The 15836-nt window shown below is 65.2% G+C and carries 12 protein-coding genes; 6 read left to right on the forward strand and 6 right to left on the reverse strand.

Going from position 1 to position 15836, the window contains the following annotated elements; translation table 11 throughout:
- Positions 1–78 precede the first annotated feature (78 nt).
- The 3 genes from ilvC to SH602x_RS10965 all read right to left on the reverse strand — a co-directional run bounded on the left by ilvC (position 79) and on the right by SH602x_RS10965 (position 3367).
- The gene (gene ilvC / locus SH602x_RS10955; RefSeq protein WP_479468408.1) at positions 79–1086 is read right to left on the reverse strand and encodes a ketol-acid reductoisomerase; all 1008 of its coding nucleotides are present in this window, start codon (positions 1084–1086) and stop codon (positions 79–81) included.
- Positions 1087–1233: 147 nt separating this feature from the next.
- On the reverse strand, positions 1234–1821 hold the full coding sequence (gene ilvN / locus SH602x_RS10960) for an acetolactate synthase small subunit (protein ID WP_479476827.1): 588 nt from the start codon (positions 1819–1821) through the stop codon (positions 1234–1236).
- A 490-nt stretch (positions 1822–2311) separates the two neighbouring features.
- Positions 2312–3367: a Gfo/Idh/MocA family protein gene (locus tag SH602x_RS10965; protein WP_479476828.1), complete on the reverse strand. Its 1056-nt coding sequence runs from the start codon at positions 3365–3367 to the stop codon at positions 2312–2314.
- Between the two features lie 353 nt (positions 3368–3720).
- Between SH602x_RS10965 and SH602x_RS10970 the strand changes: the two genes are divergently transcribed.
- A complete protein-coding gene (locus SH602x_RS10970; protein ID WP_479476829.1) occupies positions 3721–4899 on the forward strand; it encodes a hypothetical protein in 1179 nt (392 codons plus the stop codon).
- Positions 4900–4910: 11 nt separating this feature from the next.
- Here SH602x_RS10970 and queG read toward each other — a convergent pair whose 3' ends face one another.
- Complete coding sequence (gene queG / locus SH602x_RS10975) at positions 4911–6077, reverse strand: tRNA epoxyqueuosine(34) reductase QueG (RefSeq protein ID WP_479476830.1); 1167 nt, start codon at positions 6075–6077, stop codon at positions 4911–4913.
- A 153-nt stretch (positions 6078–6230) separates the two neighbouring features.
- Here queG and SH602x_RS10980 point away from each other — a divergent pair, with 153 nt between their 5' ends.
- Both SH602x_RS10980 and SH602x_RS10985 read left to right on the forward strand, forming a co-directional pair.
- Positions 6231–6701 (forward strand): hypothetical protein, encoded by a 471-nt coding sequence (locus SH602x_RS10980; protein ID WP_479476831.1) that lies wholly within the window; start codon positions 6231–6233, stop codon positions 6699–6701.
- Between the two features lie 228 nt (positions 6702–6929).
- Positions 6930–7742: a hypothetical protein gene (locus tag SH602x_RS10985; RefSeq protein WP_479476832.1), complete on the forward strand. Its 813-nt coding sequence runs from the start codon at positions 6930–6932 to the stop codon at positions 7740–7742.
- A gap of 47 nt (positions 7743–7789) precedes the next feature.
- Here the strand turns inward: SH602x_RS10985 and SH602x_RS10990 are convergent, their stop codons facing one another.
- On the reverse strand, positions 7790–9730 hold the full coding sequence (locus tag SH602x_RS10990) for a sigma-54 interaction domain-containing protein (protein ID WP_479476833.1): 1941 nt from the start codon (positions 9728–9730) through the stop codon (positions 7790–7792).
- A gap of 166 nt (positions 9731–9896) precedes the next feature.
- The gene (locus tag SH602x_RS10995; RefSeq protein WP_479476834.1) at positions 9897–11045 is read right to left on the reverse strand and encodes a sodium:calcium antiporter; all 1149 of its coding nucleotides are present in this window, start codon (positions 11043–11045) and stop codon (positions 9897–9899) included.
- Between the two features lie 197 nt (positions 11046–11242).
- On the opposite strand from SH602x_RS10995, the gene SH602x_RS11000 reads away from it, so the two are divergent.
- From SH602x_RS11000 to SH602x_RS11010, 3 genes are all read left to right on the forward strand, one after another.
- A complete protein-coding gene (locus tag SH602x_RS11000; protein ID WP_479476835.1) occupies positions 11243–12103 on the forward strand; it encodes a hypothetical protein in 861 nt (286 codons plus the stop codon).
- A 346-nt stretch (positions 12104–12449) separates the two neighbouring features.
- Positions 12450–14168: a GspE/PulE family protein gene (locus SH602x_RS11005; RefSeq protein ID WP_479476836.1), complete on the forward strand. Its 1719-nt coding sequence runs from the start codon at positions 12450–12452 to the stop codon at positions 14166–14168.
- Positions 14169–14650: 482 nt separating this feature from the next.
- Positions 14651–15766, forward strand: a complete 1116-nt coding sequence (locus tag SH602x_RS11010; protein WP_479468396.1) for a type IV pilus twitching motility protein PilT — start codon at positions 14651–14653, stop codon at positions 15764–15766.
- Positions 15767–15836: the final 70 nt, after the last annotated feature.

The raw sequence follows: 15836 nt of genomic DNA on the forward strand, positions 1-15836 counted from the left end.
ACTCGGAAGAGAATGAAAGAAACCCCGACGTTTCCGCCGGGGCTTCTCGAAACTGTATCACTTGTCGTGGCCTCAGGCTCAGTCCACTTCCTTCGAATCGATCCAGCTCATCAGCTTGCGGAGCTTCTTGCCGACCACTTCGATCGGATGGTTGCGCTCGTGGCGACGGGTGGCCTTGAAGGAGGCGGCGCCGGCACGGTTCTCCAGGATCCAGTCGCGGGCGAACTGGCCCTTCTGGATCTCGGTCAGAATCTTCTTCATCTCCGCCTTGGTCTCGGGCGTGATGATGCGGGGGCCGCGGGTGTAGTCGCCGTACTCTGCGGTGTTCGAGATGCTGTACCGCATGTAGCTGAGGCCGCCCTGATAGAACAGGTCGACGATCAGCTTGAGCTCGTGCATGCACTCGAAGTAGGCCATCTCCGGCTGATAGCCCGCTTCGACGAGCGTCTCGAAGCCGGCCTTGACCAGCTCGCTGACGCCGCCGCAGAGGACGACCTGTTCGCCGAAGAGATCGGTTTCGGTCTCTTCCGCGATGGTCGTTTCGATGACGCCGGCGCGGGCGCCGCCGATGCCCTTGGCGTAGGCGAGGCCGAGCTTACGAGTCTGGTCGCTGGCTCCCGTTCCAAGCGCGATCAGGCACGGCACGCCGCCCCCCTTCACGTACTCGCTGCGAACGAGGTGGCCGGGGCCCTTGGGCGCGACCAGCATGATGTCGGTGCCGGCGGGCGGCTCGACCTGGCCGAAGTGGAAGTTGAACCCGTGCGACGCCATCAGCACGGCGCCCGGCTTCAGGTTCGGCTTGACGTGGGCCTTATAGATGTCGCCCTGCACTTCGTCCGGCAGGAGCATGTTGACCAGGTCGGCCTTCTTCGTCGCTTCTTCGACGGAGACGGGCTCGAACTTGTGGCTCTTGGCCAGGTCGTAGTTTTTGCTGCCGGGGCGCTGGCCGATGATCACGTCGCAGCCGCTGTCGCGGAGGTTCTGCGCCTGGGCGTGACCCTGGGAGCCGTAGCCGAGAATGGCGATCGTCTTCCCTTTGAGGACCGAAAGATCGCAGTCCTGGTCGTAGTAGATTTTCGCGGACATGACTTCAGTTACGAGGGAAAGGGACGATCGTAGTTCGTATTCGAATCACCTGAGCGGGGGACGAGAGTCCTCCGAGGTTTGCGGCGTCGCGAGAGTTCAGGAACTCGGGGGACTCACGTCCCCCGCTCAGATTCGTTGGTTCTGGCGTCACTCCGTCGCTTCGCTGGTCTCGACCGCGGGAGCGTTCGCGGAGTCGTCGGCGACGTACTTGCGGATCGAGCTCCCCTTCAGGGCGAGCGTGTTGCGGTGGTTGGCGCCGCCCGCGCGGACCATCGCGATCCGGCCCGTGCGGACCAGTTCGGCGATGCCGTAGGGTCGCATCTGATCGATGAAGGCCTCGATCTTGCCTTCCTTGCCGCTGATTTCGATCATCAGCTCGTCGGGGCCGACGTCGACGATGTTGCCGCGAAAGATCTCGACCAGTTCGCGGATCTCGGTCCGCTTCTGACCCGGAGGCGCCTTGACCTTGATCAGCATCAGGTCGCGCTCGACGAAGTCCTGGGCGCTGACGTCGACCACCTTGACGACGGTGACGATCTTTTCGAGCTGCTTGCGGACCTGCTCGAGGATGCGGTTGTCGCCGACGACGACGAACGTCATCCGCGACAGGCCCTGCTCCTCGGTTTCGCCGACGGCGAGGGAGTCGATGTTGTAGCCGCGCGAGGCGAGCATCCCGGAGATATGCGCCAGCACGCCGGGGACGTTCTGCACGACGGCGCAGAGCACGTGTCGCATGGGGCGATCCATTGTTTCAGTCCGCGCGTAAGCGGTATCGGTCTCGAGAAACGCCCGGTCGAAGCGACCGTCGGTCTTTCGGGAGTTTCTTGAACGGGGAGGGGGAGCCCGCGGAAAAAGCCGGCAGTTTACTTGCGATGCACCGCCGCGCGAAGGGGCGCGGCACGCATGCGGTACACGTCCGTTCACGTGATCGGCTCACGGAAACGAGCGACCGCCGGCCGACGCGACGGCGAACGCCTGAAGCGGGGTCGCCCTTGACGAGCGAGAGCTTCTCGGACGTTCGCCGTACGCGTCGTTCGCTGGAGTCGGCGGAAAGCGTCTTCGCCGACAGCAAGTCGCCCGATCGTGACGGGCGACGGAGGACCCCACCGTGATTCGCCTTGTGGGCGAAAGGGGCAGGTCGTCGGAAAGTTAGAGAGTTGCCGATGCGGAAGGTTCAGTGTGAGTGGCCAATACTTCCGCTGTTGCGCTCTGAGAGTCGAATCTGTTACGCCGGCAGCGTTCGTACCGTCCCAGGTACCACCGGCTGGTGAATCTCGCCGCTTTGCACGGCGGCGAAGCAGAGGGCGAGGCTTTCGAGGTTGTCCCGGGCGTTGATCGTCGAGGGGCGCTTCTCCTCGATCGCGCAGAGCATCTCGGCCATCGTGCCGTGGAAGCCGTCGGAAAACCACGAACCGTGCAGCGTCGGCGACCAGGCGCCGTCCGGCGTCGCGATGGTGACCGTCTGCACCTTTTCGCTCGGGCCGTCGCTCCGGGCGATCCCCTTCGTGCCGACGATGAACGTGTGATCGAACTTGCCGGCGAGCGTGTCGGCGTCGAACGTCAGCGTCGCCTGCGCGTCGTCGAACTCGATCAGCGCCTGCGCGAGAAGCGCGGGCATGATCTCCTGGCGCGGCGACCGGGCGGTCGAGGCGTAGACCCGCCTAGCCGACTTCCCCGGCAGAAAGGCGCGGAGGATGTCGAACCAGTGGATCGCGTAGTCGTACAGGATCAGGTGCTTAACCTTGGCGAACTCGTAATCCTTCACCCAGGTGTGATCCCAGTGGACGGCCATATGGGCCGCCATCGTCTCGCCTAGCACGCCCTCGACGATCGCCTGCCGCATGTAGCTGAAGTGGGGCGCCCAGCGACCGTTCTGGTTCACGGCCAGGTAGACGCCCATTTTGTCGGCGAGGTCGGCCAGGCGCTCGCCGACGTCCAGATCGAGGACGAACGGCTTCTGGCTGAGCACGTGCTTCCTGGCCAGCAGCGCGGCCTCGATGATGGGGGGACGCGAAGGGGGGTGGACGGTGATGTCGACGACCTCGATGTCGTCCCGCTTCAACAACTCCGTGTAGTCGTCGTAGGTGTCGGCGTCGGGGTAGTACTCCATCCGCCGCATCTCGGCAGCGTCTTTGCGCACGTCGCAGAGCGCGGCGACGTCGTAGTTTCCCTTGCGGTAAGCGATCAGGTGATGCTTCGAGATGCCGCCGCAGCCGATCAGCCCGATCCGCGGACGGTAGCTGACGGGGTCTTTCGGCTGGTAGGGAATGTCGAGATTCATGCGATCCCTTTGCGACGCGATTCGAGGATGCCGTTCCAGGCGATCGAGAGGGAGTCAGTAGCCTGTCAGCATTAGGGTAGGGACTTCGCCGTCTGCGCGAAGCCTGAGCAGCCGGGCCTTTTTCCCTCGTATCCTCGTGCTTTCGGCGATCCGCCGCGCTAACTGACTCGACATCCGTCGATCGACCGACGCCTCCGCCGGGGTTATAGTCGGGCGATACCGCCTTTCGAGCGATCCGAATCGTTTCATCGACGCTTCCGAGCCCAGTCCTCGCGATGCCTTCGCCACTCGGAAATCAGCGCCGGACGGTTCGTCTCGTGCGCGGATGTCTTTTCGCCTGTCTCGGAACGGCGATGACTCTGACGTCGGCCCGACTGCCGGCGCAGGAAAGGCCCGCCGCCGAACTCGTCGCCCGGTACGTCGCGGAGTTGGGCGCCGCATCGTACGAAGCTCGCGAAGAAGCGTTCGATCGCCTGGTCGAGATGGGCGAGCCGGCGATGGCATCGCTGGAGGAAGCGACGCTCTCCCCCGATATCGAGGTCGCGCATCGTGCGCGACGGGCGACGGAGCGGATCCGCTTCCTGACGTTCGAGCGTCGGCTCGGACTTTATCTGGACGGGAAGCCGTCAGCCGGGCGTCCTCTGCTGGGTCAGGCGTCGTACGAGGATCTGTGCGGCAGCGATCCGACCGACCGCGAGTTCTACGTCGCGATGTTGCGATCCGAACAGGAACTGGCGCTCGCGTTCGAGCGGGACCCCGAGCGTTTCCCCGAGACGTTCAAGCGGCGGTTCGAGCAGGTCGTCGGGCACGTCAATTCTCGGGCGCCGCTGCGGTCGCCGCCCCCGGTGGAATCGATCGCGACGCTTCTGCTCGTCCTGGTCGATCCGTCGATCGAACATCCTGCCGGGACGTTCTCCCACAGCGGATGGAGCCTGCTCGCGAATCAGACGTACTTTCAGACTTCGCTCGAGGCGCCCCAGCGTAACGGCGAGCGACTGCGCGCGATCGTCGGACAGTGGATCCTCGCCCCCTCGGCGACGCTCGACGTCTCCGCGAAGTCTCGCATTTCGATCGAGCACGATCTGCCGCAGGGACTCGCCTTCGCGGCGAAGTGCGCCTTCGATGACGACATCCTTCCGAGCGTGCGGCCTTACGCGATGCAGACGCTCGCCGTGCTGGGCGGACGGGACCATGCGGCGAGGCTGCTGCCGCTGCTGGATGACGATGCGATCTGCAACAGTCGGTTCATGCCCGACAAGGCCGGGAACAACGTCCGCATGCACATTCAAATGCGCGACGTCGCCCTGGGCTGGCTACTCTACCTGACGGAGCAGAGCCCCAAGGACTACGGCTATTCGCAACTGGACGCGGTGTTCGAGCGGGTCCGAACCGATCCCGCGAACGTCCACAGTTCGTCGAACTTCTGGTTCGCCAGCCCCGCCGACCGCGACGCCGCGCTCGCGAAGTGGGAGGCGTGGCTGGCGCAGAACCCGTTGCCTGAGCCGCCCGATCTGACGTTCGAGGCGAGGTGAGGGAGAACGGTTCACGGGCCGGCGCCTTCGACGATGGCCCGTGAAGCGCCGATCGTCCTGGCGACCCAGGCCTCCTGCTCGACGCTGATCCGACGATCCAGCGCCGCTCGCGTCTCCTGGCCCGGATAGTACCGCAGCGACCAGGCGGCTGCCTCGCGGATCAGCGGCTCGGCGTCGTCGAGCGCGCGGATCAGCGCCGCAGCGCCGTCGGGTCGAGGGTTGTTTCCCAGCGCGATCGCCGCGTTGCGAAGAAGTCCCCGACGCTTGGCCCGCTTCATCGGCGTGCCGCGAAAGCGTTCTCGAAACCCGGCTTCGTCGAGACCGAGCAGCTCGACCAGATCGACCCGCTCGCGATCGGGCTGCCGCTGAAAGTCCGCCTCGTCGCTGGCGGGCGCCTTGCGATTCCAGGGGCAGACCTCCTGGCAGACGTCGCAGCCGAAGATCCACTCGCCGGTGCTCTCACGATGTTCTTGAGGGATCGGTCCCTTGAGTTCGATCGTGAGGTAGCTGATGCACCTGGTCGCGTCGAGAACGCCCGCCTGAGGAAACGCACCGGTGGGACAGGCGTCGAGGCAGGCGGTGCAGGTCCCGCAGTGCTGGGCATAGTGCGGTTCGTCGGGCGGCAACTCGACATCGGTGAGAAGCGCCGCCAGGAACAGGTAGCTTCCCTGGCGCTTGTCGATCAGCAGCGTGTTCTTCGCCTGCCAGCCGAGGCCGGCCAGTCGCGCGAAGTCGCGTTCCAGCAGCGGCGCCGTATCGACCACGCCGCGAACGCTCGCCCCCGGCGCCTGATCAGCGAGCGTCTTCGCCAGCTCGTTCAGTCGCTCGCGAATCAGGTCGTGATAGTCCCGCGTTCCCCAGCCGTACGAGGCGATGCGACCTTCGCCCGGTCGGGCCGCTTCGGCAGCGCCTTCCGCGTCCCGGTAGGGGAGGCCGAGCATCACGACGCTCCGCACACCGGCCAGCACGGAGTCCGGATGGCGATACGCCTCGCGGCGACGCGGCAGGTAGTCCATCTCCCCGGCGAAGCCCGCCTCCAGCCAATCCTCGAACCGTGCATAGCCGGGCGGAACGACTGCCGGGGCGACGCCGAACGAGGTGAAACCGAGGGCTGCCGCTCGCTCGCGCAAGTCCGACTTCAGCGAAGCGACGTCGATCGGGACGAGCGGTAGGGACATGACGGGAAGCGAACGTCGCGAAATGCCGGTTATGTCGACGCCGATAGGGGGGCCGAGGCGTTTCGGCGACCGCACGAGCGGAAAACGTTGTCCTGACGCTCGCCCCGATTAGCCTGAATCGAAGCGATTCTGCAACGAGGATGAGGCGCCGAGATGAAAAAAATCAACGTTCTGACGGCTGGGGCGGTTCTGCTCGCGGGTTTCTGCGGGGCTGCGACCGCGTCGGCTCAAGGTCCCTGCGGCCCCTTCGCCCCTTACGGCGGATTCTCGTCGTTCGGCGGGCTCTACGGCGGCGCCTGGCAGATGCAGGCGTTCGACCGCGTGCCGTACTTTGCCCTGCATCCGCCCGTCTATTATAGCCACCCCGTCGCGCGGCCCTACGGCTACAGCCCGTTCGCGCTGCCGCCGGGCGTCGCTCCGGTCGAGCCGCAGATGGCTCCCCTGACTCTCGCCCAGGCGGAGACCAATCCCTTCTTCGTTCCGGGCAAGGACGTTCCGGCGCCGGCCGCTCCGACCGAGGATCGTTCGACGAAGACGGCGGTCGTGACGCCGGAGATCAACCCCTTCTTCGTGCAGTCGGCGCCGACCCCGGCGATCCAGAACGTCGCGAAGAGCGGTCGGTGAGACGTAAGGCCCAAGCTGTCTCTGAGCGGGGGACGAAAGTCCCCCGAGTCCGGATCGATCGCGGCGCCGAAACCTCGGGAGACTGATGTCTCGCGCTCGCCATTCATCGTGGTCGTCGTCGACATCGTCCGATATCGATTCGCTAGAATGCCCGCCTGAACGAGCCTGCCTGCCGGCCGCCGAGGTCGGAGGTCGACTAGTTTCCTCGCGCGGTCCGGGGCCTTCTCGATGCGGCGAAACCTGCTTCTAGCGATTGCGTCGCTCTTCGCGTTCGCTGCGTCGAAGGCTAACGGAGAAGAGTCGCAACCGACGCTGCAGGTCGCCCCGGGAGACTGGGGAAGCGGCTCGACCGCGGACATCGCTGCCGTCTGCCGCTCGACTGCCGACGAGTTCTTCTCGACCTTTTCGACGCGGGAATGGCGACCCGTCACGATTTACCGATCGACCGACGGCGTCCCCCGCGTCGCGTACGGGCTCGGCGAAGCAGGCCAGCTGCGCGTGTTTCTGAACTCGCAGGATACGTACTGGGCCCAGTACGCCTTCCAGTTCAGTCACGAGTGTTGTCACATCGCGTGCAACTATCGATCGGGCGACCGCTCGAACCTGTGGTTCGAGGAGTCCCTGTGCGAGACTGCGTCCCTCTTCACGTTGCGACGCATGGCGAAGACCTGGGAAACGCATCCGCCCTATCCCAACTGGAAGGACTTCGGCCCGTCGCTCGCGATTTACGCCGACGATCGAATCGCGGAATGCGAAAAGCTGGGAGCCAGAACGTTCGCCGAATGGTATCGGGAGCACGAGTCGTCCCTGCGAACCAATCCGGTCGATCGCGAGAGGAACGAGGTCGTCGCCGTCGCTCTGCTGCCGCTGCTGGAACGTAATCCGCGACACTGGAACGCGGTCCGTTTCCTCAATCAGGGCGACGCGAATCGGGAGCGATCGTTCGAGCGGTACCTGCGGGACTGGCGCCGTGACGCTCCGGACGAAGAGAAGAAATTCGTCGCGGAAGTCGGCCAGCTGTTCGAGATCGCCGTCGAATAAATCGTCAGGGCGGCGTCGGACCGCGACGGCGACCGACGCGAACGCGATCACTCCTTCTCGTCGCCCGTCTGCATATCGAGCTGCCGCATCTTGCGGTAGAGGTTCGAGCGGTGCAGGCCCAGCCGCTCCGCCGCCTCGGTCATGTTGCCGGCCGAGGCGTCGATGTGGCGGTTTATGTACTCCCGCTGGAAGACCTTCGTCGCGTCGGTCAGCCCCTGGTCGAGCTCGACTCCGGAAGGCTCGTCGACGCCCAGGCCGGTCGCGAACGAGAGATCCTTCTCGTTGATCGTGCCGTCGCCATGCAGGAAGGCGAGCCGCTCCATCAGGTTCCGCAGCTCGCGAACGTTCCCGGGCCAGCGATGATGCACCAAACGCTTCTTCGCGCCCGCCGATAGGACCAGTCGCTTCCTGCCCGCCTTCCGGCAGAACTGCGCCAGGAACGACTCGGCCAGCAGGAGGACGTCCTCCCCCCGGTCGCGCAGCGGCGGCAGATCGAGCGTCGCCACGTTCAGCCGATAGAACAGATCCTCGCGAAAGCGCTTCTCGCGGACCCGCTGGATCAGGTTCTGATTCGTCGCGGCGATCACGCGGACGTCCACGGGAATGTCGACGGCCCCGCCGATACGGCGGATGGTCCGCTCCTCGAGAACCCGGAGGAGCTTCGACTGGCCCGCGAGGCTCATGTCCCCGATCTCGTCCAGGAAGATGGTCCCCTTCGAGGCGATCTCGAACTTGCCCTGTCGGGTTTCGCGGGCGTCGGTGAACGAGCCCCGCTCGTGGCCGAAGAGCTCGGATTCGAGCAGCGTATCGGGCAGCGCGGCGCAATTCACCGCGATCAGGGGCTCGTTCCGCCGGGGACTCTGATAGTGGAGCATCCGGCAGACGACTTCCTTGCCGACGCCGTTTTCACCGAGCGTGAGGACGTTCAGGTCGGTCTCCGCCAGCCGCGCGATGGCGCTGCGCAGGGCGACGATCGCGGCGCACTCTCCGATCAGTTGCACGCTCGACGCGGCTTCGTCGACCACCACCTGCCGCGCCGCGACCAGGCGGCTGCGAACGTCGGCGTTGACGAGCGCCGTCGCGGCCAGTCGCGCGAGATCGTGCAGCGTCGCTTCGTCCGCGTCGCTGAAGTTGCCGGATCGCTTGTTGATGCCTTCGAACGCCCCGACGATCTCGCCGCCCGGGTCGCGCAGAGGCACGCACAGAATCGAACGCGTCTGGAAACCGGTCGCCTGATCGGGGCCACGATGAATTTCCGCCTGTTCGTGCTCGACGTCGACGTCGACCCGCCGCGACTCGCCGGTCCGGACCACCTGCCCGACGATGCCGGCGTCCTCGGGAATGCGCAGCTCGTCGTTCGCCATGCCGAGCGCGGGCCTGCCCACCAGTTCCCGCGTCTGGCGATCTCGCAGAAAGAGACTCGCCCGTTCGCAGTCGAGCAGCGTGCAGGCGGCTTCCGCGATGCGATGGAGCAGGGCAGCGCCGTCGGGCGCTTCGATCCAGCTTTGCAGGAAGCCGAGCGTCTTCTCGAATCGATCGATCCGCGACTTCAGCCGACGGCGTTCGCGTTCGATCCGCCAGGCCGCTTCGAGTTTCTCGCAGAGCGCGAGCGATCGCGAGAGCGCGTCGGAGTCAGGCGGAGCGGAGAAACGCATCGCGACGACGATCGCTCCTTCGCGCGATCCCGCGTCGAGCGGCGCCGCGAGCCACTCCCGCCGCACGATCGGCTTGCCTTCGTCGAGCGCATCGGCGAGCGTCTCCCACGGGAACCGCTCGGTCTCGCCCGCCTTGGCGAGCGTCCGCCAGACTCCCTTCGCGAAGGCGAATGCGCCTGCCTGCGAGACCTTCGCCGTCGATCTCAGTCGCTCGATCGCCTTCTCCGCGAAGTCCGCTCCGCCGACGTCGGGCGTCAGGGAACGGAGCAGAAAATCGGACCAGTCCGGACCGACCGGCGCGGAAGCAGCGGCGCTGGAGAAGGGAGGAGTCATGAACGAGAGGGCAGGATCGCGTCGGCGCGGAGGCTTCGCAAGCCGCGCCGTTCGTGTCGACCGGCGAGTCGGCGGTGCCTTATTGGAGTCCAAGCGATGGCGCGTTCCTAGTGGAGCGTCAGACTCCGCTTCGCCGGGCGACGCGTCGTCGACCGACCCGCGGGTTTCATTCGTCGGCCAGACGAGCCTTCTGCGCCAGCCGTTCGAGGATCGCGACGATCGACGAAACCACGATCAGTCCGACCGCGATCAGGAACATCGCGAAGAAGCGACCCTGCTGGGCCTCGAGCGGGTCCGCAGCCTGACGCCAGTTCTCGCCGACGATCGCGTAGACGGCGAAGGCGACGTAGAACGCGAAGAGGACCAGTCCGCCGAACCGGCTGAGACAGCGCATGCCGTAGAACGACGGAACGCAAGCGAGACCGGAAGCGATCGCAATCGGAAGAGCGAACTCGAACAGGACCGGCGAAACCTCAAGCCCCTCCGGCGACCGTATCGCGGCGAGACCCAGCGCTGCCGTCAGGTTGAACAGGCTGCTGCCGACCGCGACGCCGACGGCGCCCTCGCGATCTCCGCGAAGCGTCAGAGCCAGGCCGGCGATCGCTTCCGGAAGCGTCGTCGCGAGCGCGACGACGGTCAGCCCCCACGTCGACTCGTGCACACGCAGTAAGTCCGTCAGTTCGGTCGCATAGGCGAGGAACCATCTCGCTCCGAGGACGAGAGCTGCAACTCCCACGACGCACGACAAAGCTGCGATCAGCCGAACGTTTTGCGACCGGACGTTCGGGACGGAATCCGAAGGCTGCGGCGCGGTCCGTTTCGGTCGCTCCCGCTTGCGAGGCTTCTGTGCAACGACCTCGCGGCGGTCGAGCAGGATCGTGACGACCGGCCAGGCGAACGCCGCGAAGAGAAGGCAGGCTCCCACGGTCGCGGAGATCTCGCCCGTCCAGGCTGCCGCGAGAGTCGTCAGGGCGCCGGCGATTCCCATCGGAAAGGCGAACCGCAGCAGTCGCGGCGAAACGACGAGCGGCAGAGCGAGCGCCGCGAAGGCGAGCGCCAGCAGATAGTTCGCGATGACGCCGCCGACGACATCGCCCAGCGCCAGGTCAGGCAGATCGAACTTCGCGTCCGTGGCCCAGCCGACTATCGCGAGTTCCGGCAGGCTCGCAGCGAACGCGATCGGGATCAGGCCGCGAGTCAGGGGCGACAACCCGAAGGATTCGGCGAGTCGGCCCGCTCCCCGTACGGCGAGAAACGAACCGCCGAGGAGAAGAGACAGACCGCTAAAAAGCCAAACGAGCGAAAGGATCGACATAAGCGACGGAGCGTGAGAGGGATCGCTTCGCTCATGATAAGCGGCCCCGAAGCGCTCGTCGTGCGCAGCGACCTTCGCGTTCGTGGCCGGGATCGACCTTGGGATCTGCGATCGCGAACGCGTAGAATCGTCGACCAGTACGGAAACGCTCGCGGCATTTCGTGACTCTGCCGCGGCAAGTTCAGGAGGAAACCGTCGTGCGTGCAGCGACTGCCGCGGTCGTGACCATCGCCGTCACCTGCGCCATCGGAGGAATGATCGCCTTCTGCGAGGCGGACGGTCCTTCGTTGACGGCGACCGCGGTCACGGAGAACGTCGGCGAAAAGTCCGATCGGGCCGCGGGCTCTCCCGCAGGCGAGCCGTCGAAGGCCTCGTCCGTCCGGCGCTGGGGCGATCCCGAACCGGAACCGGTTGCGCCGGAATCGCCCGTCGCCGCGGAACTCGCCGAAATTCGCGCCCGGGTCGGATCGACCGTTCCCCAGGACTGGCAGGCCTTCGGCGTCGCAGCCGTCGGCGAAGAACCCGATTTCGAGGATTCGATCGAAGCGCTGGAGTCGGAAGAGGCCCCGACGGAGACGCCGTCGCTCGCCATCGATACCCCGGGCGAAGTCCCGACAGCGGAGATCGAGGAGGAGGCGCCCGAGCTCGGCGGAGATCCCGTTCCCCCCGTGTTAGCGGACTCGCAGTTCGGCGAAGGGCAGGGCATCCCCTTCAAGCCGTCGCCGTTCCAGCCGTACCCGGACGACTGGGAGATGACGCCTCCGCCGGGCCCGTACGAGCCTTCCGGCCCGTTCCCTCCGCCCGACGCATACCTCCCGCCGGATGCGGGCGTTCTGCCGTTCGAGTCGCCGGAAGCGCTCCGCGAACTGACGAAGCTGCTGTCGGCGACCGCCCGCGATCTGGAGCGACTGGCCCACGTCCGCGAGGAACAACGGCGATACGAGGACGCCGATCGGCTGCGACGGCTGGCGATGCAGCTTCGCCGCGAGAACCGCCGCCTGCTGCCCGAGCCGACGCCGAATCCTGCCTATCTGGGGCCTGCCGTCGGCCGACGTTGAAGCGGTCGAGCGGAAGATCGACGAAGCCCGGTGGCGACACGATCGACGCGGATCTTGTCGACGTTCAGGCGAATTCCGGGCCGGCGCCGTGCTTATCCGCTGAAGCCGCTTATAATTGAGATCTTTCGGCGCCCGAATTCCCGACTTCTCTCCGGGCGCCGCAATCAGGGGCGTTCGCCATTCGGATCGAGCCTTCGGGTCCGGGGTTCGCGCTTTCGGTGATCGTCGGCGTTCACGATTCGACGATCTGTCCGAAGCGCATCGACGAGCGGAGCGGTTCGACCGCCGCCGCCGTGCCTGCCGGTTCCGACACGGTCCACACCTTATCACCCTGGAAACTGGGTCCATGATCCAAGGTTTCGCGCAGCTTCTGCTGAAGAACAAGATCATCAGCAACGACCAGCTCAAGGAAGCTGAGGCGTTCTCGCAGAAGCAAAAGGTCGACGTCCCCGAGGCGCTGGTCAAACTTAACTACGCCTCGGCCGAGGACGTGACCAAAGCGGTCGCCAAGGCGGCCCGGGTGGAGTACGTCGACCTCAGTTCCCGGCAGATCCCGGCGGACGTGATCGAGTACGTGCCGCAATCGGTCGCCCGCGAAAATCACGCCGTGCCGATCGGGATCGACGACGATGGATCGCTGAGAGTGGCTGTCGCGAACCCCGACGACGTCGAAACGCTCGAAAAGCTCCGTTTCATTCTGAACAAGCAGGTGCGGATCTCCGTCGCCTCGAAGGGGGCGATTCTGGAGGCGATCAACCGTTACTACGGTCAGATCGAAGGTGAATCCGCGGACACGATGCTCCAGGAATTCACCGATACCGAAATCGACTTCACCCAGACCGACAACGACGAGGACCGCAAGGGGGGCGGGGGCGACGATTCAAATGCCCCGATCGTGCGGCTGGTTCAGGTGATGATCACCGAAGCGATTCAGCTCCGAGCTTCGGATATCCACGTCGAGCCGTTCGAAGACCGCGTTCGGATCCGCTATCGCATCGACGGCGTCCTGCAGGAGCGCGATCAGGTGCCGCGGCGTATGCTCGGCGCCCTGATCTCCCGCATCAAGATCATCGGGAGCATGGACATCGCCGAACGGCGGCGCCCGCAGGACGGACGGATCAAGGTCACGGCGGGGGAGAAGGAACTCGACCTTCGCGTCTCCGTGATTCCCACCAATCACGGCCAGTCGGTCGTGATGCGGCTGCTCGACAAAGACAACATCAAAATCTCCGTCCGGCAGCTCGGTTTCGGGGAAGAGACGTACGCTCAGTTTCAGGGCCTGATCAAGCGTCCGAACGGCATTCTGCTGGTCACGGGTCCGACCGGGTCCGGAAAGACGACGACGCTTTATGCGGCGATGAACGCCCTCAACCGGCCCGACCGCAAAATCATCACCGCCGAAGATCCCGTCGAGTACTACCTCCCCGGCATCAACCAGGTGCAGGTAAGGCACGACATCGGGCTCGACTTCTCGCGGATCATCCGGGCGATGCTGCGTCAGGCGCCGAACGTGATCCTCGTGGGCGAGATGCGGGATTACGAGACCGCATCGATGGGGATTCAGGCGTCTCTTACGGGACACTTGGTCTTCAGTACTCTACATACGAACGATGCGCCCAGCGCTGTGACGCGCCTGTCGGATATGAAAGTGCCCGAATACCTGGTCGCGAGCACGGTCATCGGCATCCTCGCCCAGCGTCTCGTCCGGGTCGTCTGCCCCAAGTGCAAGCAGAAATATACGCCCACGGACGCCGAACTCGCGGAGGCCGGGATCTCTAAGGAACTGGCGAAGAATTCGACATTCGCCCGCGGAAAGGGCTGCGGCTACTGCAATCGTAAGGGCTATCGCGGACGACTTGGCATCTACGAGCTGATGACGATCAACGGCAAGATTCGGCAGGCGATCTTCGATCGCGCAAGCTCCGTCGACCTTCGCCGACTTGCCATAACCAACGGCATGCGAACGCTTTACATGGACGGCATGCACAAGGTGATGAACGGCATCACCACCTTCGACGAGGTCTACCGCACGGCCAAGCGGACCGAGCAGGACGTCATCGGATAGCGTTAGCGGCGGTCGCTCTGCCTTTGCAGATGCGTCACCGAAGTGCTGGCAGCCGCCGTAACTTCTGCACGAGCGGTCGGTTGCCGTCTGGGTCGTTCTGCTGGCGCAAGCGCCCTTGGCGGTTGCAATCCGTCAGGGCCTGTCTTACCCTCGGACGGTAGAGGCGAAATGCCCGAGCGCCGAATCGCCGTTCGCGATGCCGCAGCGCGTACGGCGGTCGCTCGGAGAAAGTTCGGTCCAGAATTCGTCCGGCAGGGGCGAGCCCGGAGATAATGGGACGCAACCAGGAATCCGCAGCGCGTTCGGGCGTCGCCGCTTAGTCATCCCGTTACGACAGTTCTTCTCTCTCGTACTTTTCATTCGCGGCCGCCCGGACGTTCTTGCGTCCTGTTTTCGCGTCCGATCGGGTTCGAAGGAATCCGCTCGAGCGCTCTCTTTTCCGGCGTTTCGACCAAGCCCGCGCACGAGGATCGTCGCGTCCCATGGCCACAATTCTCATCGACAAGCTGCTGTCGGCGGCGATCAAGCAGGGCGCCAGCGACATCCACATCACGACGGGTCAGCCGCCGGTATTCCGGTTGCACGGACGGATGCGGAAGCTCGAGACGAAAACGCTCGAGCCGGAAGACACCGTCGCCCTGATGAAGAGCATCACGCCGTCGCGATGCCAGACGGAGCTTCAGGAGAAGGGCTCGTCCGACTTCGGCTTCGCGTTCGGGGACATGGCCCGCTTTCGCGTGTCGGTGTTCAAGCAGCGCGGGCAGATCGCGATGGTCCTGCGGCAGATCCCGAACAACATGCTCTCCCCCCAGGAACTGGGGCTGCCGGACAACGTCACCGGCCTGGTCGAGCGCCCCCGCGGCCTGTTCCTGGTCACCGGTCCGACGGGTTCGGGCAAGAGCACCACGCTCGCCAGTCTCGTCAACTATCTGAACGAGAACCACGACCACCACATCATCACGATCGAAGACCCGATCGAGTTCTATCACTACCACAAGAAGTCGACGGTCAACCAGCGCGAAGTCGGCGTCGACGTCCCCTCGTTCTCGGAAGCGATCCGGCGAGCGTTGCGACAGGATCCGGACGTGATCCTCGTCGGCGAAATGCGCGACCTGGAAACGATCGAGGCCGCGATCAGCGCCGCCGAAACCGGTCACGTCGTCTTCGGCACGCTCCACACGAACAGCGCCCAGGGAACGATCAACCGCATCATCGACGCGTTCCCCGGGAACCTGCAGGACCAGATCCGCACGCAGCTTTCGACGTCGATCATCGGCGTCGTCGCGCAGACGCTTCTCCCCCGTATTCAGGGCGGACGCGTCGCCGCTTACGAGATCCTGATCGTCACGTCGAGCATCGCGAACCTGATCCGCGAAAACAAGACGTTCCGTATCAACTCCGCGATTCAGACCGGCGCCAAGTACGGCATGCAACTGATGGACGATCACCTCTTCCGGCTGTGGCGCGACAATATCGTCACGCTGGAAGACGTGCTCGCCAAGTCGCAGGCGCCGGACGATCTGGCGGCGCGAATCGCCGAACACAAACGGATGCTGCAACAGCAGGCGGCCAGCGGCGGCGGTCCGGCCGCTCGCTGACGCCTCGAATTACGACCCGCTCGCGGCGCATCGTGCCGTCGGGCGTCCTCCTCTCTCGCACTTATCTTCC

This window comes from Lignipirellula cremea (assembly GCF_056501455.1).